Annotated in this window: 19 protein-coding genes and 1 pseudogene; 9 read left to right on the forward strand and 11 right to left on the reverse strand. The window is 58.1% G+C overall.

All coding sequences use genetic code 11. The features are described 5' to 3' along the window. A partial coding sequence (locus tag B9Z41_RS13265; RefSeq protein WP_100147557.1) for a 1-acyl-sn-glycerol-3-phosphate acyltransferase occupies nucleotides 1-736 on the reverse strand: 736 nt, incomplete at its 3' end. Between the two features lie 165 nt (nucleotides 737-901). Between B9Z41_RS13265 and B9Z41_RS13270 the strand changes: the two genes are divergently transcribed. From B9Z41_RS13270 to sixA, 5 genes and pseudogenes are all read left to right on the forward strand, one after another. Further along, complete coding sequence (locus B9Z41_RS13270) at nucleotides 902-1,750, forward strand: GNAT family N-acetyltransferase (RefSeq protein WP_100147558.1); 849 nt, start codon at nucleotides 902-904, stop codon at nucleotides 1,748-1,750. Beyond that, nucleotides 1,750-2,517, forward strand: a complete 768-nt coding sequence (locus B9Z41_RS13275) for a UDP-2,3-diacylglucosamine diphosphatase (RefSeq protein WP_100147559.1) — start codon at nucleotides 1,750-1,752, stop codon at nucleotides 2,515-2,517. The genes B9Z41_RS13270 and B9Z41_RS13275 overlap by 1 nt, the downstream gene beginning before the upstream one ends. Then, a pseudogene (locus B9Z41_RS13280) lies at nucleotides 2,514-3,542 on the forward strand (glycosyltransferase family 4 protein); the annotation flags it as partial. The gene B9Z41_RS13275 and the pseudogene B9Z41_RS13280, both read left to right, overlap by 4 nt. Before the next feature lie 430 nt (nucleotides 3,543-3,972). Beyond that, complete coding sequence (gene ppk1, locus B9Z41_RS13285; RefSeq protein ID WP_100147561.1) at nucleotides 3,973-6,075, forward strand: polyphosphate kinase 1; 2,103 nt, start codon at nucleotides 3,973-3,975, stop codon at nucleotides 6,073-6,075. A 12-nt stretch (nucleotides 6,076-6,087) separates the two neighbouring features. Then, a complete protein-coding gene (gene sixA, locus B9Z41_RS13290) occupies nucleotides 6,088-6,588 on the forward strand; it encodes a phosphohistidine phosphatase SixA (RefSeq protein ID WP_100147562.1) in 501 nt (166 codons plus the stop codon). On the opposite strand, the gene B9Z41_RS13295 is transcribed toward sixA, so the two are convergent. Next, the gene (locus B9Z41_RS13295; RefSeq protein WP_100147563.1) at nucleotides 6,557-7,006 is read right to left on the reverse strand and encodes a hypothetical protein; all 450 of its coding nucleotides are present in this window, start codon (nucleotides 7,004-7,006) and stop codon (nucleotides 6,557-6,559) included. The two genes, sixA and B9Z41_RS13295, sit on opposite strands and share 32 nt — an antisense overlap. 76 nt (nucleotides 7,007-7,082) lie before the next feature. Further along, the gene (gene ppx, locus B9Z41_RS13300) at nucleotides 7,083-8,576 is read right to left on the reverse strand and encodes an exopolyphosphatase (protein ID WP_100147564.1); all 1,494 of its coding nucleotides are present in this window, start codon (nucleotides 8,574-8,576) and stop codon (nucleotides 7,083-7,085) included. Nucleotides 8,577-8,674: 98 nt separating this feature from the next. Here ppx and B9Z41_RS13305 point away from each other — a divergent pair, with 98 nt between their 5' ends. Genes B9Z41_RS13305 through B9Z41_RS13315 form a run of 3 tightly spaced genes read left to right on the forward strand, consistent with a single transcriptional unit; the run spans nucleotide 8,675 to nucleotide 12,313 of the window. Further along, a complete protein-coding gene (locus B9Z41_RS13305) occupies nucleotides 8,675-10,576 on the forward strand; it encodes a PhoX family phosphatase (RefSeq protein WP_100147565.1) in 1,902 nt (633 codons plus the stop codon). Nucleotides 10,577-10,597: 21 nt separating this feature from the next. Next, nucleotides 10,598-11,941 carry a carbohydrate porin gene (locus tag B9Z41_RS13310; RefSeq protein ID WP_100147566.1) on the forward strand — a complete coding sequence of 448 codons (1,344 nt, stop codon included), beginning with the start codon at nucleotides 10,598-10,600 and terminating at the stop codon, nucleotides 11,939-11,941. Between the two features lie 3 nt (nucleotides 11,942-11,944). After that, on the forward strand, nucleotides 11,945-12,313 hold the full coding sequence (locus tag B9Z41_RS13315; RefSeq protein WP_100147567.1) for a YkvA family protein: 369 nt from the start codon (nucleotides 11,945-11,947) through the stop codon (nucleotides 12,311-12,313). On the opposite strand, the gene B9Z41_RS13320 is transcribed toward B9Z41_RS13315, so the two are convergent. The 4 genes from B9Z41_RS13320 to B9Z41_RS13335 are packed head-to-tail and all read right to left on the reverse strand — an operon-like array spanning nucleotide 12,310 to nucleotide 16,348. Further along, a complete protein-coding gene (locus tag B9Z41_RS13320) occupies nucleotides 12,310-12,957 on the reverse strand; it encodes a TonB family protein (RefSeq protein WP_100147568.1) in 648 nt (215 codons plus the stop codon). The two genes, B9Z41_RS13315 and B9Z41_RS13320, sit on opposite strands and share 4 nt — an antisense overlap. A 22-nt stretch (nucleotides 12,958-12,979) precedes the next feature. Further along, nucleotides 12,980-13,375: a biopolymer transporter ExbD gene (locus tag B9Z41_RS13325; RefSeq protein ID WP_100147569.1), complete on the reverse strand. Its 396-nt coding sequence runs from the start codon at nucleotides 13,373-13,375 to the stop codon at nucleotides 12,980-12,982. A gap of 1 nt (nucleotide 13,376) precedes the next feature. Further along, entirely contained in the window at nucleotides 13,377-14,033 is a 657-nt protein-coding gene (locus B9Z41_RS13330; RefSeq protein WP_100147570.1) for a MotA/TolQ/ExbB proton channel family protein, read from the reverse strand. A gap of 2 nt (nucleotides 14,034-14,035) precedes the next feature. Next, on the reverse strand, nucleotides 14,036-16,348 hold the full coding sequence (locus B9Z41_RS13335; RefSeq protein ID WP_100147571.1) for a TonB-dependent receptor: 2,313 nt from the start codon (nucleotides 16,346-16,348) through the stop codon (nucleotides 14,036-14,038). A 177-nt stretch (nucleotides 16,349-16,525) separates the two neighbouring features. Here B9Z41_RS13335 and B9Z41_RS13340 point away from each other — a divergent pair, with 177 nt between their 5' ends. Then, nucleotides 16,526-17,518: a hypothetical protein gene (locus B9Z41_RS13340; protein WP_100147572.1), complete on the forward strand. Its 993-nt coding sequence runs from the start codon at nucleotides 16,526-16,528 to the stop codon at nucleotides 17,516-17,518. 27 nt (nucleotides 17,519-17,545) lie between these two features. Here the strand turns inward: B9Z41_RS13340 and B9Z41_RS13345 are convergent, their stop codons facing one another. The 4 genes from B9Z41_RS13345 to B9Z41_RS13360 are packed head-to-tail and all read right to left on the reverse strand — an operon-like array spanning nucleotide 17,546 to nucleotide 24,302. Next, on the reverse strand, nucleotides 17,546-18,778 hold the full coding sequence (locus B9Z41_RS13345) for a DUF4010 domain-containing protein (RefSeq protein WP_100147573.1): 1,233 nt from the start codon (nucleotides 18,776-18,778) through the stop codon (nucleotides 17,546-17,548). 30 nt (nucleotides 18,779-18,808) lie between these two features. Beyond that, nucleotides 18,809-20,050 (reverse strand): TolC family protein, encoded by a 1,242-nt coding sequence (locus B9Z41_RS13350; protein ID WP_100147574.1) that lies wholly within the window; start codon nucleotides 20,048-20,050, stop codon nucleotides 18,809-18,811. Then, nucleotides 20,047-23,184 (reverse strand): efflux RND transporter permease subunit, encoded by a 3,138-nt coding sequence (locus B9Z41_RS13355; protein WP_100147666.1) that lies wholly within the window; start codon nucleotides 23,182-23,184, stop codon nucleotides 20,047-20,049. Before B9Z41_RS13355 ends, B9Z41_RS13350 begins: the two co-directional genes overlap by 4 nt. Then, nucleotides 23,184-24,302 (reverse strand): efflux RND transporter periplasmic adaptor subunit, encoded by a 1,119-nt coding sequence (locus B9Z41_RS13360; protein WP_158236181.1) that lies wholly within the window; start codon nucleotides 24,300-24,302, stop codon nucleotides 23,184-23,186. Before B9Z41_RS13360 ends, B9Z41_RS13355 begins: the two co-directional genes overlap by 1 nt. Between the last annotated feature and the right edge of the window lie 103 nt (nucleotides 24,303-24,405).

Genomic DNA, 24,405 nt, shown 5'->3' on the forward strand with positions numbered 1-24,405 from the left:
CCAATGCGTTGAGTTGTGTGCTCACGCTGCGATGCGACAAATGCGCCAATGTTCGGCGTGAGTGCCCCTGTGGTGAGAGGGGAGCGCCGATGTGCAGGCTCACGGTGATGGAGGGCGCGCACATCACCTTGTGCAGCGACGCCACAAAGCCAATCTCCCCTACAAACGCTGCCACTTGGCAGTGTGCCCCTGTGGTTGCGTTGATGTAGCGCAGAGCGATCGGTTGCACCTCCACGCCGCGGTCAATTGCTGCCTCAAACAAATTGGCATGAAACAAACGCACCTCATGGCCTTCGCTGCTCGTGCCCTCTGGAAACCCGGCCACCCGATAGCCGCGTGTCAAGGCATCGGTCACGTCCTCCACCATTTGGCGCGCAGAGCTGGGCGAGCCGCGATCCACAAACACCACCTCGCAGGCTTGGGCAATCGCGCCCACGACGGGCCAGGCACGCACTTCTTTTTTCGCCACGAACACGCTGGGCTGCAGCGACTGAATCACCAACACATCCAGCCAAGACACATGGTTGGCCACCAGCAACTGAGGCGTGTTGTTGGGTGATGTGTGTTCAAGCCCGGCGTTCAGACGCACGTTCACGCCCATGATGCGCAGCGTGCGTTGCGACCAGTTTTGAATCTCGGTCAACTTCTCGTCACGGTCCAAGCTCGGAAAGTGCACCCACAAGATCCAAAAAGCTTGCACAAAGGAACAAAGGAGGCGGGCGTACTTGGTCAACATAGTGGCTACCAAGCTTAGGTGTGCTGTGTGACAAATCGGTGAAGGCTCTGGTGGCTTGTCACCAAATCTTCATCGTTTCGTCTTGGTTGCGTCACGTGAGGTTTCAAAAATCAGGTCATCAGAAATCACAGACTTCAACCTATCTCAACGACACAAGGACGCCAGATGAAAGAACTGCCCAACCCCACCATGCCGTTGTCGATGATCGATTTACCCAGGGGGTCACTTCATCGACACGATCTTGAAACTCAAAAAACTCCTGTCTCGCCGCAAGCCGACAAAGACCGTGGCGGTTTGATCGTTCAGTGGGCCAAGCACCAAGACGAGGTGCGTGAGGCCCAGCGCTTGCGCTACAGCGTCTTCGCCACCGAAATGGGCGCACGCTTGAAAGACAGCATCCCCGGCCACGACATCGATTTGTTCGATGACTTTTGTGAGCACCTCATCATCCGTGACGATGTGAGCCAACAAGTCATCGGCACCTACCGTGTGCTCACTCCCGCGCAAGCCAAACGCATTGGCAGCACTTATTCGGATTTGGAATTTGACTTGACCCGTTTGCGTGCCTACCGCGAACGCATGGTGGAGCTGGGCCGCAGCTGCGTGCATCCAGCGCACCGCCATGGCGGCGTGATCATGGCCTTGTGGGGTGCCCTGGCCGAGTTCATGGTGCGCAACAAGCTCGACGTCATGATTGGCTGTGCCAGCATTCCCATGCTGCATCAAGGTGTGGTCAGCGGTGAAGTGGCCGCCAGCATTTGGCACCAACTCAAACACACCCATTTGGCCGATATCGAATACCAGGTGCGTCCTCGTTTGGCCCTGCCTTTGGACAACTGGGAAGTCAGCACAGCGTTTGAACCCCCTGCGTTGATCAAAGGCTATTTGCGCCTGGGAGCCAAAGTGTTGGGCGCACCGGCCTGGGACCCCGACTTCAACACCGCCGACTTGCCCATGCTGATGAAGATCAACGACATGCCAGCACGCTATCGCAAACATTTCTTGGGTGCTTGATGCACTACCGCGCCGTCTTCATTTCTGATTTGCATTTGGGCACACCTGGCTGCCAGGCCGATGCCTTGCTAGATTTTTTGAAAGAGCACACAAGCGACTATTTGTATTTGGTGGGTGACATCGTGGACGGTTGGCAGTTGCGCCGTAAATGGTATTGGCCGCAGGCGCACAACGATGTGATCCAAAAGCTGCTGCGCAAAGCGCGCAAAGGCTGCCGTGTGGTGTATGTGCCTGGCAACCACGACGAGTTCGCGCGCCATTTCTTGGGCCATCAATTTGGCGGCATCGTGGTCAACGATGAAGCGGTTCACCAGATGCGCGATGGCCGCAAGTTGTGGGTCATCCATGGGGACTACTTTGATGCCGTGGTGCAACAAGCCAAGTGGCTGGCCTATGTGGGAGACCACTTGTACGAATTCACCCTCAAGCTCAACCGCTACCTCAACAACCTCAGAGGTCGCTTAGGTCTGCCGTATTGGTCCTTGTCGGCGTACCTCAAGCACAAGGTCAAAAAAGCCTTGAACTACGTCACTGACTTTGAAAATGCCGTGGCCCATGAGGCCGCCAAAAAAGGGTACCAAGGGGTGGTGTGTGGGCACATCCACCGTGCAGAGATTCGCGATGTCAATGGTGTGCTCTATTGCAACGATGGCGATTGGGTGGAAAGCCGCAGCGCCTTGGTAGAAACTGTCAGTGGACAGCTCGAACTGTTGCACTGGCGTGCCCACATGCCTGCCAGCAACGCACCCGTGATGAAGGTCGCATGAAGATCGCGCTCATCACCGACGCCTGGCGCCCACAAATCAACGGAGTGGTCACCACCTTGGTGGAACTGGTGGACCAACTGTGTGACGCGGGTCACACCGTCGAAGTGATCCATCCTGGCTTGTTCACCACCCGTCCTTGCCCTGGCTATGCTGGCATCGACTTGGCTGTGCGCCCCTACGCGGGCGTCAAACAGCGTTTGGATGCGTTCGTGCCGGAGGCCATCCATATCGCCACCGAAGGCCCATTGGGCTGGGCTGCACGGCGCTATTGCTTGCGGCATCACTTGCCTTTCACCACGGCCTACCACACCCGTTTCCCCGAAATCCTCAAGGCCGCATTGCGCGTGCCTTTGTGGGCGGGCTACGCCTTGTTTCGGCACTTTCACCGCCCCTCGTCAGGTGTGATGGTGCCCACACAGGGCGTGATGCGCTTGCTGGACGGCAAAGGCTTCAGAAAACTGCGCACTTGGACCCACGGCGTCGATACCCAGTTGTTTGAGTTTTCGCCGCAAGCACGCAACCACGACCTGTTGGCAGGCTTGACGCGTCCCATCGCCTTGTATGTGGGGCGTGTGTCGTATGAGAAAAATATCGATGCCTTTTTGGACATGCCCTGGCATGGCAGCAAAGTGGTTTGCGGTGTCGGGCCGTTAGAGCTTGCGCTGAAGTCACGCTACGACGGTGTGCGTTGGTTAGGTGTGTTGTCACGTGACGTGTTGGCGGGCGTGTATGCCGCCGCCGATGTGTTCACCTTTCCAAGCCGTCACGAAACCTTTGGCCTGGTGATGCTCGAAGCCATGGCATGCGGCACACCTGTTGCCGCTTATCCGGTGGACGGGCCCTTGGAGGTCTTGCCTGAGCATGACCAACCGCCACTCAAACGTCGTGGCGGCGTGTTGGCCGACGACCTGGCACTTGCCAGCCTTGAAGCTTTGCGCATTCCCCGCTCAGAAGCCAGATTGCAGGCTTTGGCTTTTAGCTGGCAAGAGGCGACACGTTTGTTTGAAAACAACTTGGTGCCGATTGCACGCAGGCCTTGCTTTCATGCCAATCAGCTCAGCGACCCAGTATTTGAGAGTTTTTTGCGAAGCACAGGACGCCATTCAGATTACATGACCATTCGCGACGCGGTGCTGCCAAGTTTGGTGAATTCAGCATCCCTTGCCATGAGCAATAACTTCGCACACCAAGAGCCCAGACTGAGTGTGTCTTGCGGCAATCTACGCAACAAGCAATTGCACATCGGATTTCCCCCCAACCGTGCAGAGTACGTTCTGATTCACGGTGACCAAGCGTTGACCGTGCATGGTTTAGACGATCTTCGCCAGCAGTTGTCTCTTGTGATTGGCGAGGTTGTGCGTTGAATGCTTAGAGCGTAAGCTGAAGACGTCATGGTTTTGTCACTGTTTTGTCACATGGGGCTGAAACACTACAGACATTGATCAGATAGTTTCTATGTTCGCCTCTACGCCACACGATAAATTGACCGACCACTCCACCGCTTCTCACTGGCTAGACCGTGACTTGAGTCTCTTGGCCTTCAATGCCCGCGTCTTGGATTGGGCCAAGCGTCCCGAGGTACCGTTGTTAGAGCGCTTGCGCTATTTGTGCATCGTGTCTTCCAACCTCGATGAGTTTTTCGAGGTGCGTGCTGCCTTGCACCACAGCGTTGCAAACCCCAAAGCCGCGCCCGATGCGGCAGGGGCGTATGCGATGCATTCGTTGAGCAAGTTGGCTCACGAGTTGGTGGACGAGCAGTACGCGCTCTACAACGATGTGTTGATGCCTGCCTTTGCCAAAGAAGGGGTACGCATCTTGTCGCAGGGCGAGCGCACCTTGGCACAGCACCGTTGGGTCAAAACCTTTTTTGAACGCGAAGTGCGGCCTTTGTTGCTGCCCGTGGGTTTAGATCCCGCGCACCCATTTCCTCAAGTGGCCAACAAATCGCTCAACTTCATTGTGCGTTTGTCGGGCAGTGATGCCTTTGGTCGTGACAACGAAATTGCCATTGTCAAAGTGCCACGCAGCCTGCCGCGATTGATTCGTTTGCCAGACAAGTTGTCTGGCAAACGCATGCTGTTTGTCTCGATCTCCAGCGTCATCCGCGCGCACCTGAAAGACTTGTTCCCAGGCCGTGACGTCGGACAGTTTTCGCAGTTTCGGGTCACCCGTCACTCCGACTTGGCGGTGGACGAAGAGGACGTGAAGAACCTGCGCACCGCTCTGCGTCAAGGCTTGGTACACCGCAACTACGGCCAAGCGGTGCGCTTGGAAGTGTCGGCTGGTTGCTCAGAGTACCTGTCAGACTTTTTGCTCCATCAATTCGAGTTGCCGCCCTCTGCGCTGTATCGCGTGCATGGTCCGGTGAATCTTGTGCGTTTGAACCAGCTGATCGATCTGGTGGACAACCCCGCTTTGCTGTTTCCCGCCTATCACGCCAGTTACCCCCACCAGCTGTCGACCACCACCTCAATTTTTGACCAGCTTCAAGCAGGCGATGTGTTGATTCATCAACCGTATGAGAGTTTTGACGGTGTGTTGGCTTTTCTGCGTGAGGCCGTGCGCGACCCCGATGTGCTGGCCATCAAACAAACCATCTACCGAACCGGTGCCGACTCTGCCTTGATGGAGTTGCTGCGTGAAGCCGTGCAACGCGGCAAAGAGGTGACGGTGGTGGTGGAACTCAAAGCACGTTTTGACGAAGAGGCCAACATCAACTGGGCCGAGAAGCTCGAATACATCGGGGCACAAGTGGTCTACGGCGTGGTGGGTTTGAAAACTCACGCGAAGATGCTGTTGGTGTCTCGCCGCGAGGGACGCAGCATCCGCCGCTATGCCCATTTGTCCACTGGCAACTACAACCCCAGAACGGCCAAGCTCTACACCGACTTGAGCCATTTGACCTGCGACCCCAAGCTGACCCAAGACATCGAAAACGTCTTCAACTTGTTGGCCAACCAAAGCAAAATTCCGCGCTTGAACAAACTTTGGCTGGCACCGTTTTATTTGCAGCGCAACCTCATCGACATGGTGGACAAAACTGCACAAGCGGCAGCGGGTGGTTTGCCATGCCGCATTGTGCTGAAGATGAACACCCTCACCGACGAAAAACTCATGGAGTCTTTGCTGCGTGCGGGTCTGGCCGGTGTCGACATTGACCTGATCGTGCGTGGTGCCTGCATGCTGCCTGCACAACGCCCAGGCGTGAGCGAGAACATCCGGGTGCGCTCCATCATTGGACGCTTCTTGGAGCATTCGCGTGTGTTTTATTTCCGCAGCGGCGAGGTGGAGTCCTTGTATTTGTCCAGTGCTGACTGGATGAACCGCAACATGTTGCGCCGTGTCGAGCTGGCCTGGCCCGTGGAAGACCCCGCATTGCGCCAACGCATTGTGGATGAGTGCTTGGTGGCCTACTTGCAAGACAACGTCGATGCCTGGACGCTCAATGCCGATGGTCACTACACCCGAGTGGTCGCGCCCAAGTCGCGGGCAGCCAAACCTAAACCTTTGCATGGTGCACAGGCGGCATTGATGGATCTGTACTCAGCCAAACCCTAAGGAGAGTCCGCGATGGATTTGATTTTGTGGCGTCATGCAGAAGCCGAAGTGGCTGCTGAGGGAGGCGACGATCTGTCGCGTCAACTCACCCCCAAAGGCGAGCGTCAGGCCACACGCATGGCGGTGTGGTTAGACCGCCATTTGCCTGAGGGCACGCGTGTGTTGGTCAGCCCAGCCAGACGCACCGAGCAAACAGCGCAAGCCCTGGGCCGTAAGTACAAGTTACGTGACGAGTTGGTGCCAGAGAGCACACCTGAAGACGTGTTGGACTTGGTGAAGTGGCACCCCGACACAGGCCCGCAGGGCAAAGGCTCGGTGTTGGTGGTGGGCCATCAGCCCTACTTGGGACAGATTGTGTCTCGTTTGCTAGGCATGAACGAGGCCGTTTGTCCTGTGCGCAAGGGCGCCGTCTGGTGGTTGCGCGCTCGCATGCGCGAGGAGCAGCTGCAAACGGTGTTGATGACCGTGGCCAGTCCCGACCTTATTTCGCGTGCGTGGGACGACCGGTCTTGATGGTCGGCACATTGCTCAACGCCGCTTTGAACTGAATGTCACTCATGGCAGCCAGTGCCTTGATGCCTGCACGCAGCAACTCGCTTTTCTTGACCGATTGACCGAGCTTGCCACTGCGCACTTTCAAGCTGTCGATCACCACGTATTCGTCTTTGGGCATGGTGAAGCTGTCACGCACCATTTTTGGTTTTTTCACTTTGGCAGGTTTGACGGGCTTGGCCGCTTGAGGTGCCACAGCCGCTTGTTTTGTTGCGACAGGTTTTTTGGCGCTCACAGGCTTCATGGCTTTGTGTGGCGCTGCCTGAGGCGTGGGTGTGACCGCTGGTTTTTTCAGGACCACTTTTTTGACGGCAGTAGGTGCAGGTTTTGTGGCGGTTTTGGTAGCAGTTTTGGCGGTGGTTTTTTGAGTCGTGGCCATGCACAGAGTCCTTGAGGAGTTAAAAGTGTAAACAGTATAAATTGTTTACACTTTTATGTCTGTCATCAAACATTCGTCAAGTTGTCACGAAATCAAACGACCACGATGTTTTTTGCCAAGCAGCAGACTCTTGTCGCAACAGGTGTGCCGATTGCGGGTGCTGCACTGCCCAAGCAGCACTCGCATGAAGGTTAAAGTTTCGTTTGCCCTCGTGGCAGCTCAAGGCCAGACCTTGCAGCTCAGGGTCTTTGCGGGCGTGGCACAAGATGATGGCCAGCCGTAACACCAACAGCAGTTTCGAGAACTCGGGTGACTCAATTTCGATATCGAGTTTTTTCAACTTGCCGCGTTGCCCCAGCACCAACAGTCCTAAGCGGTGAAGCTCTGGCATGCTAAAGCCCAACATGTCGGCATTGTCCAAAATGTAAGCACCATGCTTGTGGTAGTCGCTGTGCGAGATGGCGATACCCACTTCATGCAACGTGGCGGCCCAGCTCAATTTGCGCAGCGCGGGCGACGGCAGAGAGCCTGCCACGGGGTCGATCTTGCGAAACAGGTGGGCCGATACCTGCCTCACCCGTTGGCTTTGCGCTGCATCCACCACAAACTTCTGCGCCAGGCGTTGCACAGACACATCGCGTGCATCAGACGTTTCGTCTTCACGCTCCACCATGTCAAACAACACACCATGCCGCAAGGCACCCTGCGCCACATGCAGGGTGCTGATCTTGAGTAACTCCATCAAGGCCCGCAGCACACTCACGCCGCCACCAATCACGGCGCGGCGGTCTTCTTTCAGGCCTTCCAATCGAACGCGTTCAGCCTGGCCTGCACGCAGCAAGCACTTGACCAACCAGTTCAAGCCTTCCCTGCTGATTTGCCCGTCAGGCCAGCCGGCAATTCGCAAAATATCTGCCACAGCGCCCACGGTGCCTGAAGCGCCATAGGCGGTGTCCCATTGGTTGCGCGGGTATTGGTTCAGGGCTTCTTCCAGCACAGCTTGTGCTGCAATTTCGGCACGGTAGAACGTTTGTTCTGTGAACTCGCCGTTCGGGAAATACGCCATCGACCAAGCCACACTGCCCACATGAAACGACGCGGTTTCGGTGGCTTGTGTGCCTGCACCCAAAATAATTTCGGTCGAGCGCCCTCCAATGTCCACCACCAAGCGTCGCTCCTGGCTGTGTGGCAGCAAGTGCGACACGCCCTGGTAAATCAAGCGCGCCTCTTCGGTGCCGGCAATCACCTCAATCGGAAAACCCAAAATCTCGCAGCCCCGTTTGAGGAACACATCGCGGTTTTTGGCCTCACGCAGCGTTTGCGTGGCCACAGCACGGACTTGGGATTTTTTGAAACCCGACAAGCGCTCGGCGAAGCGGGCCAAGCAGTCCCAGCCTCTTTGCATGGCTTCTTGCGTCAAGTTGCGTTCTTCGTCCAGGCCATTGCCCTGGCGCACGGTTTCTTTGAGGTATTCAATGCGGTCGATTTGACCGTGGTCGTAGCGTCCAATCTCAAGTCGAAAACTGTTCGAGCCCAAGTCAATGGCTGCAAGAAGGGTGCCGTGGTTCATGAAGAACGATCCTAGGTAATTTATGTGACACATTCATGTCATGGGACTGTCATATCGCAACCCTACATTGGCGAATTCTCCTCCAGAAAAAAACAGCCATGAACATCTTTGACCTGAACGATCAAGCCAACCATCCCCGTGCAACAGACAGTGACTTCGCCAAGTTGACCGACTCACTCATGGCACGCCGACAGTTCTTAGGTGCTTCGGCGGGCTTGGGCTTGGGTGCGTTTTTGGGAGGCGCGGCACACGCTCAGGGTACGGCCACACAGACAGCCCAAGGCCCACGCATTGGCTTCAAACCCATCGCGGCCAACTCGGCAGATACCGTGACCGTGCCAGAGGGTTACCAATGGCGCGTGCTCTCATCTTGGGGGGACCCTTTGTTGCCCGGTGGCACCCCCTTTGACCACGCCACCCGTGGCACCGCCTTGAGCCAGAGCCTGGCCATGGGGGACAACAACGATGGCATGAGCTTTTTCAGCTTGGGCAAAGACCATGGCGTGATTGCCGTCAACAACGAATACACCAACTACGAACACCTGTTTCCTCACGGGCGCTGTGCCAGCATTGACGACGCGCGCAAAGCGCAAGCCGCGCATGGCGTGACCGTGTTTGAAGTGCGTCGCCAAGCGGGCACCTGGCAGCCAGTGCCCAACGCCCCTTTGAACCGTCGCATCACGGCCAACACCGAGATGCGCCTGAGTGGCCCAGCCGCGGGCCATCCTTGGCTCAAAACTTCTGCCGACCCCACCGGTACCGTGGCCCTGGGCACTTTCAACAACTGCGCCAATGGCCGCACCCCCTGGGGCACCTATCTGACCTGCGAAGAAAACTTCAACGGTTACTTCGGCAGTGCCGACAAACTGCCTGACAACGTCGCTTTCAAACGCTATGGCATTGCCGCCAAAGATGCGGGCTACAACTGGCACCCCTTCGATGGTCGTTTTGACCTGGGCCAAAACCCCAACGAGCCCAACCGCTTTGGTTGGGTGGTCGAGATCGACCCCATGAACCCCCACAGCACGCCCACCAAGCGCACGGCCCTGGGTCGTTTCAAACACGAGAACGCCGAAGTCGTGCTCAGTGCAGATGGCCGAGTGGTGGTCTACATGGGTGACGACGAACGTGGCGAACACATTTACAAATTTGTCTCAGCCAAGACTTTCGATCCTCAAAACGCCGCCGCCAACCGCCAGCTGCTCGACGAAGGCACCCTGTATGTGGCGCGTTTCACCGCAGCGGAGGGCAAGCTCTCAGGCCAAGGTGAGTGGTTGGAATTGACCCACGGCAAGAACGGGTTGACGCCCGAGAACGGTTTCAAAGACCAAGCCGAAGTGCTCATCCACGCACGCTTGGCCGCTACCGTGGTGGGTGCCACCACCATGGACCGCCCCGAGTGGATTGCCGCTCACCCCAGCAGGGCCGAGGTGTATGTGACCTTGACCAACAACACCGACCGTGGCGTCAAACCCAACCAAGCGCTCAATGGCCCCAACCCCCGTGCCAAAAACGTGTACGGGCAAATCGTGCGTTGGACCCCAGACCAAGGGCTGCACACCGCGCCGACCTTTCAATGGGACATCTTTGTGCTGGCCGGCAATCCCACCTTGCACCGCGACCTGATGGCGGGCACGCCCAACGTCAACGCCGACAACCTGTTCAACAGCCCCGATGGTTTGAGCTTTGACAAAGACGGGCGCTTGTGGATTCAAACCGATGGCGATTACAGCAACGCCAATGCTTTTGCGGGCATGGGCAATAACCAAATGTTGTGTGCCAACCCAGTCACGGGTGAGATCAAGCGCTTTTTGGTGGGGCCGGTGGCTTGCGAAATCACGGGCATCTGCTTTGCCCCAGACAACGCCACGATGTTTGTGGGCATTCAACATCCAGGCGAGGCGCGCAAGCCTTCGCACTTTCCGCAAGGTGGCCAAGCCGTGCCACGTTCTTCCATCATTGCCATCCGTCGCAAAGACGGTGGCGTGGTTGGCAGCTGACCCCCTTCATACAATGGCCTGATGCGTTTTTCTTATCTGTACTTTGCTGCTTGCCTTGCAGGTGTGGCCACTGTTGGCACCTGCTGGGCTGACACGCCAGACACCGAAGACCAAACCGCCCGTTACCAGCTGACCTACAACTGGCAGCACCACGGTGCCTTCAATGCCAGCCACAGCGGTGCCAACAGCATTCAGCCGTCAGCTGAAAAGATGTACACCTTCAGTGCCACCGCGCACTGGGGGTTTCGTCCATGGCAAGACGGCGAGCTGTATTTCAACCCCGAGATCACGCAGGGCGTGCCGTTCTCTGGCAACTTGGTCGGTATGGGCGGCTTCACCAACGGTGAAATCACCCGTGCTGGCGGCAGCAACCCCAAGGTCTACAGACAGCGCTTGTTTGTGCGCCAAACCTGGGGCCATGGGGGCGGGCAAGAAACGGTCGAGGCCGACTTCAACCAAATGGCTGGCACGGTCGATAAAAACCGTTTTGTGTTGACCGTTGGCAACTTCTCCACCTTGGATGTGTTTGACGACAACGCCTACGCCAAAGACCCGCGTACCCAATTCATGAACTGGGGCAACTGGACCTACGCCGCATATGACTATGCGGCAGACGCCCGAGGTTTTGGGTGGGGCTTTGCCGGTGAGTGGTACCAAGACGACTGGGTGCTGCGCTTTGGCCGCATGACGGCACCCACCACGCCCAATGGACAGCCTGTGGACTTTGCGCTCGCGCGCCACTATGGCGACCAAGTCGAATTAGAGCGCGCCCACACCTTGTGGGGGCAGCCCGGCAAATGGCGTGTGCTGGCATGGCGCAACCGTGGCGTGCTGGCCAGCTTCAACGATGCCACCCAATGGCAGTTGCAAAACCCCGGCACCTACAACGACCCCACGGCCTTGGTGCAGACGCGCAAAGAAGAAAAAACCAAATACGGTTTGGGCTTCAACGTCGAGCAAACCGTCCAACCTGGCGTGGGTTACTTTTTGCGCGTGATGAAAGCCGATGGCCGCACCGAAACCCAAGCCTTCACCGAAGTCGACGGTTCTTTGTCCACGGGCTTGGTGTTCAAAGGTGGTTTGTGGGGACGTGCCGACGATGCGGTGGGTGTGGCCTGGATGCGCAACACCTTGTCCAACGACCGACGTGCCTTCTTGGCGGCGGGTGGCACCTCGTTCTTCATTGGCGACGGCGCAGCGTTGACCCATTACCGCCCCGAGATGATTCTGGAAGCCTTCTACAGCTTTGCCATGACCCGGGGCACCTGGCTGACCGCCGACTACCAACGGGTGCAAAACCCCGCCTACAACGCAGACCGTGGGCCGATCAACGTTTACGCAGCCCGCTTTCACGCCGAGTTTTGAAGCATGTTGGAACGATGGCGCAAGCTCGCGCGCCTGATCAAGCAAGACGTCATGACGGTCTACCTGATTGCGCGTGACCCCCGCACGCCTGCACATGTCAAAGCACTGGCCTTGTTGGTGGCGGCCTACGCCCTCAGCCCCATTGATTTGATCCCTGACTTCATTCCTGTCTTGGGATTCTTGGATGACATCATCCTTTTGCCTCTGGGCATTGCGCTGATCATCAAGCTGACGCCTTCAGACGTCTTGCAATCCAACCGTGCCAAAGCCCTTGAACTCGACACCAAACCCAGCAGCCGTGCCGCTGCGGCGGTCATCGTGTTGCTGTGGGTCTTGTGTGGGCTTGGCTTGGGCTACTGGTTGATCGCTTAAAAGCACGCCACCCAGATTTGGTACGTGCCTTCTTTGTTTTTCAACTCAGCGGGCGGTAAGGGGAACTTGGCAACTTCTACTGCCTTCACAGCTGCCCGATCCACAGCGCCTAATCCACTGCTTTGAATCACACGAATGGCAGACGCCACGCCGTCGTGCAAATGGAACTCCACCCGTGCTTTGCCTTTGAATGACAAAGCTTTGGCAGAGCCCGGTACTTCAAAGGCCGCTTGTACGGCAGCAGCCAGCTTCACGTTGTAGGCGAGGGCAGGGTCCACGGCAGGTGCCACAAGCTGCGGCGCGTGTGCGGGAGCTACAGGTACGACTTCTTTTGTCAGCTGTTGCTGCACCGCATGAGACTCGCTCACTGTGGGTTGTTGTGCCAGCGGTTGTGGTGTTTCTGCTTGTGGGCGTGACACAGCTTGGGGGCTGGGGGGTGTTTTGATTTTGGGCGGTGGCTCACGTGCAGCCAGCTTTTGTGGTGGTTTGTCCATGAGCACTTCGATGCTCAAGGGAATCACTTCAGTTGGGACTGCTGGCAGGTGTTGAAAGGCCCAGCCCACCACCCCGACCATCAACACAGACTCCACGCCCAGTGCCATGGCCAAAGATTGCCATTGGCGTTTTTGATATCCGTTCAGCATAAAAGCGTTGGCTATTTGGTGCTCAGCGTGTGGGATGACGTGCTGCCAAGCCGACCTGTGTCACACCGCTGGTTTTGACCACATCAATCACGTCCATCACCCGTTGCATGGATGTGTCTTCGCCACCTGCAATCGTGACGGCTAATTTGCTGGCATCTTGACGTTGGATCAACGCACGAATTTCGTCCAGGGTCCGGCTTGAACCTTCTGCCATCAATTGGCCGTTGGCTTGAATCTCAATCAACAACTTAGGCGCCGGTAAGGTGCTGGTGGTGCTGCTTGTGGGCAGTTTGGACAGCTGACCCGAGGATGGAATCATCCGCAGTGTCAGCATGGCAAAGAACACCAGCAAAAACAACATGATGTCGATCATTGGAATGATCTCAATGCGCGCCTTGCGCGTCTCAAAGTAGCGCATGTCAGACTGCTTTTAACTTGGGACGCACATTGGCGGGTGTGGGTGTGCCAAAGCGACGGTTGAGCAGCATCAGTTTGATGACTTCTAGCTGATGAACAATCATGCGCACCTTGGTGCTGAGCCCGTTGAAAAACACCAAACCAACCATGGCGATGAACAGGCCAAAAGCGGTGGCAATCAATGCCTCTGCAATGCCACCGGTGACCTGTGACGCGGCATTCTGTACATCACCGAGCACAGAAAATGCGCCAAACATGCCGATGATGGTGCCAAACAAGCCCAGCAGAGGGGCCAGCGTGATCACGGTGTCGAGTACCCAGAGCGAACGGTCCAGCATCGGTACTTCGTGCATCACCGCTTCTTCGAGATGGCCAGCACAGGTGTCACGTTCAGACTCAAGCGGTTCAATCAGCGAGGCTTCAAACAAGCTGATGTGTGGCAACTTGGCGTGCTTGGCCAGGCACGCTTGCAAAGGCTCTGTTGGCAACTGCGGACTGTGCTGCAGCAAGCCAATCAGTTCTTCGCCACCTTGTTGCATTTTGGACAAATAGAGCGTGCGCTCGATGATCACAGTGAGTGCTACCAAGAGCAGCACACACATGATGTAGAGCGTGCCGCCCGAGTTGTTGGCCAGTTCAAACAGCTTCTCGGGCGTCATATTTAAAAGTCCGCTTTCAGTGACACCATCATGCTGCGTGGTGCTTGATAGATGTAGGTGTCTTGTGCCACGGTAGAGCCCGTGCTGATGGAGGTGATCTTGCCGCTGTTGGTCAAGTTAAACACGTTGAATTGCAGCTTCAAATTCTTGGTCTGTGGCGTCACGTTCTTCAAGGTGTACGCCACGCCTAAATCCAAGTTGCCGTAAGCGGCTGTTTTGTAGTAGTCGTAATACGACACACCACCGATGGCTGCTTTGCTGGCGTCATAGTCTTTCTGATGCACGTTGCCTGTGCGCTTGTAGATCAATGAGCCCGACCAAGGCCCCGCGTTGTACAAACCGCCCAAGGCAGCTGTCATGCTGGGTGCACCTGAAATTTGTTCACCCGTGTCGTTGGCCTTGGCGCTGTTGAGCGAACCATTCAAGTAGAGCGAGAAGCCGCCACCCAACACCCGCGCCATCTGACCTTCAACGCCTTTGTAGGTGGCGCCACCCACGTTGACGTACTGTGTCACAGCAGGTGTGCCCGATGTCACAGACACCAACTTGTTGGTGAAGTCGATTTGGTAGATGTCCACATCCCATGTCATCTCATCGGTTTTGCCAACAATGCCCAACTGCAAGTTGGTCGACTTTTGTGGGTCTGTGCTGTTTTTGGTGGGGTCCGTGATGTAGAAGGTGTTCAAGTCAGGAATTTGAAAACCCTTGGCGTATTGCGCATACACCGACATGCTGGCGTTGATTTTTTGGTTGATCGTCAAGAACGGCAACGTGGTTTTGTACGTCACGGAGGCGTTGTGGTTGAGGTCACGGCTGGTGTTCTCGACTGCCGCGTTCACAGAGCGTGTGATGCTGACGTACTTCACACCTGGGGTCACCGTCATGCTGTCGGTGGCGGCCCATTCGAACTCGGCGAAGGGTTGAATCGACTTGATGCTCGATTGCTGGTCAAACTTCACGCTGTCGATGGGACGGTTGGTGCCGGCCAGCGTGTTGGCGTTGGCTGTGGATTCAATGCGGTTGTAGCCGCCCGTGGTCAAGTCCAGGTCGTACTGGTGACGGTCGGTCGACGAGGTTTCATACCAAACGCCAACGCGTGCCAAACCTTCTTCCATTTTTTGTGTGGCTTTGAACATATCGCCCCACACGCGGTACTTGTTCTGCTTGTCAATGCCAGGAATATGGCCGTTGGCTGTGACCGTGCGTGTGCCGTCGCTGGCTGTCTTGCGTGGGTCAGAGGTCAAAGGCAGCGTACCCGTCCACGTGGGCGTGGTCGACGACATGGTTTGGTTGTTGTAGGCGTAGGTGTAGAGCGAGTTGTCTGTGCTCCAACCATCGCCGAGATCACTGCGCAAACGCAAGTAGCTGAAATCGGTGTCCTTGCTGGTTTTGTTGTACCCCATGTAGTTCATGCTGGTGGGGTCGTTGTCCAACTGGTAGTTGCGACCAAACGCTGCAATCTGGGTCAGAGTGGCGCCCTTGTTGCTGTCGGGTTGGTTGTAGTCGATGTGGTTGTAGGTGGAGAAGATGGTCATCAACGATGCATCACCCACTGGGCGCTCATATTTCAGCGCATAGTTCTGGCTCTTGACAGCGCTGTAGCTCAGATAGCCATCAGACGACAGATTTTGGTAATTCAGTTGCAGCGTGGCATCACCCTTGTCAGCCATGCGGCCTGTCTCATACGCGAAGCCATACAACTGGGTGTTCCAAGTCCCCAAGGAGGTGAACACCGTGGTGTTTTCTTCAGCCATTGGTTTTTTGGAGAACAGGTTGATAGAGCCACCGAATGTGGCGTAGCCCAAATTGCTGGCGTTGCCAGGGCCACGCTCTACCACTGCGCCACCGATCACCGAGGCGGGGAAGAAGGAGGTGGAGTGGTGGGCCGGGTTGTTGGTGTCACCCCATGGGATGCCATCAAAGGTGATGTTGTATTGGTCATCGCTGAAACCACGCAAGGTGGTTTTGGTTTCGCTCAAGCCTGGGCCGTTGGCTGAGTCCCCTGACAAGCTGGGCGCGATGTTGACGATGCGGCTGTATTCGGCAATCGGCGAAACAGACAAGTCCATGAATTCGCGGGTGATGATGGACTGAGGCTGTGTGGCTTCCAGGCTGGCTTGCGTGGGTGCCACTGCGGTGGCGGTTCCTTTGACGGACTCTTCGCGGAAAGCGCCCGCTGCCGTGCTGGCACCGATGGTGCCCAAGTCGGTGGCGCTGGTCTGCGCCAAGCTCAGGTGGCTGGCGCTGAGGGTTACCAAAGCCAATGAGACAAGACGGGTGACGTGTTTGAGTTGAAAAGATGGTTGTTTTTTCATGGTGTAGACGCGTGAATAAAAAATCTTTGCTTTTGACAGTTAGCTGTTAAAACAAGCACGAAGTATCAAAACCATTTGTGACAACAGCGCTACAAAAATATGAAATTTATAAGACCTTGGCCGTCATGAATCTGCCACGCAGCATCGTCACACTGCGCCCTTAACTTTGGAAACCTCATGCGTAAGCTTTCAATTTTCTCTGTGCTGTTGAGCACCGTATTCGCTGCGTCAGCCGCCGATTTTTCATTTGCGTTGTGGGGCGACATGCCTTACGGCAAAAACAACGACGCACGTCAAACCCAAGCCGTGATCGACAGCATCAATGCGTCAGATGTCGCGTTCTCGATCTTCGATGGCGACTTCAAAGACGGCAGTTCGACGTGCCATGACGCGCTGTACACGCAGACGCTCAACACCTTCAATGCCATGCACAAACCGCTGGTGTATGTGCCAGGTGACAACGAGTGGACGGACTGCCACCGCACCAACAACGGAGGGTTCAATGCCCTGGAACGCTTGTCTTTGATTCGCCGGACTTTCTTTGCTAGTTCAGAAAGTTTGGGTCAGAAAAAAATGCGATTGGCGCAGCAAGGCAAAGCGGGCGATCAGTTTTCTGAAAACACCCGCTTTGTGTACCAGGGCATCGTGTTTGTTGGTCTGAATGTGCCCGGCAGCAACAACAACCTGGTGATGAGCCCCAAAGAGTGCACGCACAAGAGCGCCAGAACGCAGGCTGATTGCGATGCTGCCAATGCCGAATTCATCGAGCGTGACAACGCCAACGTCGCATGGCTCAAGGCTGCTTTTGCAACCGCCAAATCGCAGTCGGCACGAGGTGTGGTGGTCGTCATTCAAGCCAACCCAGGCTTCGATTTGTCTGAGACTTGGCCACTCGATGAAAGCACCTTGCCGGAGTATTCCGGCTATCGTCATTGGATGTCTGCACTGGTGGCCGAAACCGAAGGCTTCTCAGGGCAAGTGTTGTTGGTGCATGGCGATGACCATTTTTTCAAGATCGACAAGCCCTTGTACTCACCGCTGCGCATGTTGAAAAATTTCACCCGTGTTCAAACCTTTGGCAGTCCTTCCAACCACTGGGTCAAGGTCACGGTGGAGGGCTCACAGCCACAGGTGTTCACCCTCCAGCCTGTCATGGTGGAGGGCCACTGAGCATCTTTTGAATAAGCCTGTGGCCCTTTATGGCGCCAGGTTCATGGTGACCAATGCCGCTGCCAAGAGTGCCACCAATCCCGATGTCACTCGGTGACCGTAAGCTTTGCCGCCACTCAGGTAGGCCAAGCCAATTTTGGACACCACACTCGACGCCAGCACGGCCATCACGCCCCAGCGTGCGAAGACGGGTTGCACACCGTCAGGCACGCCCAGCTGTGCCACGCTGACCACTGCTGAGTGCAGTTCAACCAGCGCCACCAACACGGCGGTGGTCAACACGCCGGATTCACCAAACATCTGTCGCAAGCCGGCCGCCAGCAGGGTGACGCCACTGATGGTCACAGCCATCAGCAAGGCATGCGTCACTTTGAACGCATGTTCACTGGCTGTGATTTGAAACTCGCTGCCAGGTGCCAGTTTGCGAGCATGAAAAACAGCCACACACACCATAGCGAGCGCCGCCGCAGCCAAGGGCCAAGCCACTGAGCGCAACAAAGCCTGTGACGTGGCCCCCAGCACCAAGCAAAAAAGCGTCAGCGAAGACAGCGTGGAAAACAGCGCAGCCGCACTGGCTGCTGAGGTGAGTTCGGGCTTGTCAGTCGCCTTGCGTCCAAACTCAGCCACAGCGGCGGTAGAGGAGATGAAGCCAGAGAAAAATCCGGCCAACGGCAGCCCCCACCGCGCACCGGTGGCGCGCATCGCAATGTGGCCCACCATGCCGATGCCCATGATCAACACCACAATCTTCCACATGGCATAGGGCTTGAGCACGTGCCATGGGTCCACCGCTTCGGTGGGCAACAGCGGGAGCACCACCAACGCGGCAGCGCACAGCATCAAGGCGTCTTCCAGCTCTTTTTCGCTCAGCACTTCCTGGCTGAAATGGCGCAGCGGTTTTTTGACAAACAGCAAGCCTGCCACCACCACCCCTGTGGCTGCTGCCAACGGCGCGTTCTGGACGGCCAAGCCCGACAGCGCAGCGGTTAACAACAGCGCGAACTCACCGGTCATGCCAGGGTCTTCGGGGGCAGACTGGCGGTAACCCAGCGCCACCATCACCCCCACCATGACCAAGGTCACCACAAAGGCGTACATGCCCAGCAAGAAGGTGATGGCACCCAGCAGTGCCACGATGGCATGCGTGCGCACACCTGCTTTCATGACGCCCGGTTTGTGCAGACGCTCACGCACGGTGCCAATCAGCAAGCCAATGCCCAGTGCAGTGAGCAGACCAAGCAGCGATTCATTCCATGGCATGGTGGTTCTGTTCAATCGTGCAAGCGGGGCTTACTCGTCGAAGTCCCAAATTTCATGCAAGTCCAGCCGCACGCTGGTGAGCAATTCCACCACGTCCACCCGCATCAACTCGGCGGCCAAACGGTTGTCGTTGGCCACGCGGGCAATGGTCAGCATGTCGGACATGCTGTGCTCGCCCAAGGTGAAGGCGGTGCGTGATTTGTCGGCGGCCAGCGTTTGCGCTTGTGCGGCCAGTTGCAGTTGCTCAGCGGCCAAACGCTTGTGCTGGTACTGCGCCAAGGTGGTGTCAAAGGCAGCGCTTAACGTGCGCTGCAAGGTGGCCACCTTGTCTTCGGCGGCTTGTGCTTCGGCCAGTGCGGCCTGGCCTTGGTAGCTGCGTGCGTCGCCCGGAAAAGCAATGGCCACACTCAGGCCAGTCACCTGTTCAGCGCCTGCAAATTCACGCGCGGTGAAGAGGCCCACGGTGGGGTCAGGCAAGCGGTCGCGGTTCACGCGCTGGGCGTGCAAGCGCAAGCGCTGTGCATCGATGCGCAACATGTTGAGCTCATGGTTGGTTTGCAAAAACGCGTCGCGCAAGGCGGACGTGTTGTCCAGCGGCGCAGGCCCTTGCTGGTCTTGTGCCATGCGCTTGAACGTCGTGTTGGGCAAAGGCAGACCGGGGTAGCGGCGCTGCAAGGCCGCGGTGGCACTGCTCAATTCAGCCTGGCTGAGTTGCCACGCCGCCTGGGTGCGCTGCAACTCGGCCTGTGCCAATTGCGCGTCAAGTTGCGAAATTTCACCGTACTTCAAACGCACGCTGGCCAAGCGCAAGGTGGCTTGGGCCAGTTCCAGGTTGGTGTTGGCGTTGGCGTGTGTGGTGCTGGCGCGCAGGTAGGCAAACCAGTGCTTCAACAACTCGCGGCTGGCTTCGTGCACCGCGTCGGCGTATTCAATGTCGGCCAGGGCCTGGGTTTGCTGCGCCAGCTCAGCGTCGATGCCACGCTTGCCCCACAAGCGCACCGGGCGTTCCAGGCTGATGCTCGACTCGCCATAGCGGTCGCTGTTGGTTCTGCGCCGCTGTTGCAAGACACGCACGCTGAACTCGGCCGTGCCCGCGTCAATGGCTTGCGCATGCAGCCCCAGTGCCTGCTTGCGAGCGCGTGCTTGTTGCAGCAGGGGCGATTGGATGAGCGCCTCTTTTGCCGCCGCCTCCGCAGGCAAGTACGCGGCCAGCTCCGGGCTGGCATGCAAGGCCGTGCTCAGCAGCAGGGTCAATCCAAGCAGATGTTTCATGGCTGTTTCCTCGTGAACAAGCGTGACAACAGAGCCGAGCGGTGAACCACTGCGTGCCAGGCTTCGCCCACACTGTCGGCAGCGCCAAAGCGCTCAAAAATTTTGGGCAACAACAGCAAGGTCAGCAATGTGGAGGTCAGCAAACCGCCCGTCACCACCACCGCCAAGGGCCGTTGAATTTCAGAGCCGGGCCCAGTGGCAAACAGCAGCGGAATCATCCCCAGCGCTGTGATCACCGCCGTCATCAACACCGGGCGCAAGCGCCGCTCAGAGCCCAGACGCACCACGGTGGCCAGGTCTTCGCCTTCCAGCAAACGCTCGTTGAAGTGCGTCACCATCACCACGCCGTTGAGCACCGCAATGCCCAGCAGTGCAATGAAGCCCACCGAGGCCGGCACCGACAAATATTCGCCCGACACAGCCAGCGCCACCACCCCGCCCACCAAGGCAAACGGGATGTTCACAAAAATAATGCCTGCCTGCACCACCGACCCAAAGGTGACCACCAAGATGGCAAAAATCAAACCCAGCGCAGCCGGTATCACCAGAGCCAAACGTGCCGCAGCGCGTTGCTGGTTTTCAAACTGTCCGCCCCACACCACGCGCAAGTGCTTGGGCAAATTCAGCGCGGCCACAGCCGCTTGTGCGTCTTGCACGTAACCTCCCAGGTCGCGCCCGTCCACCGACACCTGCACGGTGGTGAAGCGCGCGCTTTGTTCGTGGTCCACCCGAATCGGGCCATCCACCACCGCGATGGTGGCCAAGCTGCCTGCGGTCCAGCTGCTGCCATTGGGGGCGACCAAGCGCAGGTTCTTGAAGGCCTCCGGGCTGTGCCGCACGGCCTCATTGCCTTTGAGCGTGAGGGGCGCACGCACACCGTCTTGCAGCACATAGCCCAGCGCTTCGCCCTCGACTTGGTTCTTCAAGGCCTGCTGCACTGCCTCCACGCTCAGGCCTGCCTGACCTGCCAGCGTGCGGTTGACCTCGACCGACAGGTACTGCAAGCCATCGCCCTTGGGGGCAATCACTTCGCCCGCACCGGGGATGGTGCGCATGGCCTCGGCCACGCGTTGCGCGGCTTCTTGCAACTGGTTCAAGTCGGCGCCAAAAATCTTGATGGCCACATCGCCGCGCGTGCCGGTCAGCATCTCGGACACCCGCATTTCAATCGGTTGCGTGAAGCCGTACACCAGCCCCGGAAACCCTTCCAATACCGTGCGCAACTCGGCCACGATGTCTTCTTTGTTGCCACGCCATTCGCCCTTGGGCTTGAGCACCAAAAACGTGTCGGTCTCGTACAAGCCCATCGGGTCGAGCCCCAACTCGTCGGACCCGGTGCGTGCCACCACCGCTTTGACTTCGGGCACGCTGGCCAGAATGGCTTGCTGAACCCGGGTGTCCATCTCCAGCGAGGCTTCGAGCGAGATCGAGGGCAGCTTTTGCAGCTGCACGATGATGTCGCCCTCGTCCATCGTAGGCATGAAGGTTTTGCCAATCACGGTGTACAAGCCTGCGGCCAGCACCAGCGACGCCAGCGAGGTGCCATACAACCACTTGGGGTGACGCCAGACCGTGTCGCGCACACGCACATAGCCAGCGTGAATCCACTGCATCAAACGCGGCTCATGCGCACCTTGTTCTTTGAGCAGCCAAGAGGCCAAGGCCACCACCACGGTGAAGGCCATCAGCAGCGACGCGGCCAGGGCCAAGATGATGGTCACCGCCACGGGCGAGAACAACTTGCCTTCCAGCCCCTGCAAACTCAGCAGCGGCAAAAACACCACGCAGATGATCAGCACGCCCGCCACCACCGGTTTGACCACTTGGCGCACCGCGCCCATCAGCACCTCGGCCCGCGACAAAGCGTGGTGGCCGCTGTGCGCCGCAAACGCGGTTTCGATGTTCTCCACCACCACCACCGACGCATCCACCAGCATGCCCAGTGCAATCGCCAAGCCGCCCAGGCTCATCAGGTTGGCGGTCAGCCCAAACGCATGCATGAGCATGAAGGTGCACAGCAAGGCCAAGGGCAGCGACACCGCCACCACCAACGCGGCGCGCAAGCCACCCAAGAACACATACAGCGTCACGCACACCAGCACCGACGCTTCCAGCAAAGCCTTGATCACCGTGCCCGCCGCACGCGACACTAACTCGCCCCGGTTGTAAAACACCTGCACCCGCATGCCAGAGGGCAGGCGGGGTTGAATGTCGTCGAGCTTGGCGCTGACCTGTGTCACCAAGTCGCGCGCGTTCACGCCACGCATGCCCAGCACCAGGCCTTGCACCGCTTCGCCTTGGCCGTTCTCGGTCACTGCGCCGTAGCGCGTGAGCGCGCCTAAGCGCACCGTGGCCACGTCGTCCACATACACCTTGAGGTTGGGTTGGGCGGTGGCCAAACGCACGGTGCGCAAGTCGTCAAGCGAGCGCACCGCACCCACCACCCGCACCACCAGCGATTCGTCGCCCAGCGTCAAGCGGCCCGCGCCGTCGTTGCTGTTGTTGGCCAGCAGGGCTTGGCGCAAGTCACCCATGCTCACGCCCAAGGCCGCCATGCGCTCGGGGTTGGGCACCACTTCCAGGGTTTGCACTTCGCCGCCCAGCGAGTTGACTTCGGCCACACCGGTGACGGTGCGCAGCTCGGGGCGAATCACCCAGTCCAGCACGCGGCGTTTCTCGGCCAGGCTGAAGCCGTCACCTTCAAGCGTGAACATGAACATCTCGCTCAAGGGTGTGGTGATGGGGGCCAAGCCGCCGCTCACGCTGGCAGGCAAGTCGCGCATCACGTTGTTGAGGCGTTCAGACACTTGCTGGCGCGCCCAGTAAATGTCGATGCCTTCGTCAAAGTCAATCGTGATGTCGGCAATGCCGTACTTCGAGACCGAGCGCACCACCCGTTTGTTGGGAATGCTCAGCAGCTCTTGCTCCACGGGTTTGACCACGCGTTGCTCAATTTCTTCCGGCGTCATGCCCGGAATTTTCAAAATCAATTTGGCCTGGGTGGGCGAAATGTCGGGAAAGGCATCAATCGGCAAAGTCAGCCACGCTTGCAAGCCGCCCAGCAACAAAGCCACCCCCAAGCCCAGCGTGAGGTTGCGGTAACGCAGGCTCAGGCGAATCAGGTGTTCAAACATCATTCGTCCTTTTGCAGCAAGGCACGCAAGGCTGCAATGCCGCTGATGGCCACCTGCGCGTTGGCGGGCCAGTTGGCTTCGACCAAGGCCATGTCATCGTTGGACGACAGCACGCGCACCGGTTGCGCACTAAAGCCCGTGCTTTGACGCACAAACACCAGCGACTGGTTGTTCCAAGGCGTCAGTGCCCGCGCAGGCACCAGCCAACGCGCGACGCTTGTCGCCGTCGGGGCTTTGGCTTGCACGGTGATGGCCACCACCTCGCCCACTTGCAAGCGGCCGGGCTGAGTCACCACGGCCCGGGCTTTGGCCAGTTGGCTGGCGTCCACCGCGCGGCTCACGCCCACGATCTTGGCTTGCGCTTCGCGGCTGGGCACCAGCACTGCGTCGCCCACTTGCAACTGCGCGGCTTTGTCGCTGGCGAGTTGGATGTCGAGTTGCAAGCTGCTGTCGTCGGCCAGCTTGAACAGCACCGCACCGGGCTCCACCCGTTGGCCCACGGCCGCAAACGCTTGGGTCACCACGCCCGCAATGGGCGCGGTCAAGGTGCCGCTGGCATAGCCCATGGTCGCTTTGTCGTGGTCTGCGTTGGCGCCGATGCCTGCTGCGCGCAGCTCGGCCTCGCGGGCTTGCACCAGCGCTTGTGCGGCCTCTTGCTTGTTGCGCGTGATCTGCACCCGCACGGCAGGGATGATGCCCTCGTCCAGCATGGCTTGGTCGCGTTGCAATGCGCTGTTGGCGTTCTTCAATTCCAGTTGCGCCTCTTGCCATTGACGGCGCGCCTCACCCAGCATCGGGCTGGTGAACTGCGCCAGTGCTGCCCCGGCCTTGACCCGATCCCCCACGCCCACCCACAAGCGCGACAACTGGCCTGGGTAAGGGGCCGACACCGTCACGTCTTTGCCCGGCAGCGTGTTCACCGTGGCGCTGGCCAGCAACTGCGCGGTGTTGGCCGCAAGCGGCGTGGCCACTTGCACGCCGAGTGCCGCTTGCTGCTTGGCGTCCAGCGCCAGCAGCTTAGGCTGCGTGGCTGGGGTTTGTGCGTGGCTAAAGCCCGTCCCCAGTGCGCAGCACAGCGTCAGACCCGAAAGAATCTTTGAACCGATTGAATTGGACATACCCAACTCCTTCCAAACAAACCATGAAAAAACAAGGTCGCAGTCTGCGACGGCCTCGCGCATCGTGATGGGGTCATCAGACCACACCTCTGTGACGCGGGCG

Source organism: Limnohabitans sp. JirII-31 (assembly GCF_002778315.1).
GTDB lineage: Bacteria > Pseudomonadota > Gammaproteobacteria > Burkholderiales > Burkholderiaceae_C > Limnohabitans.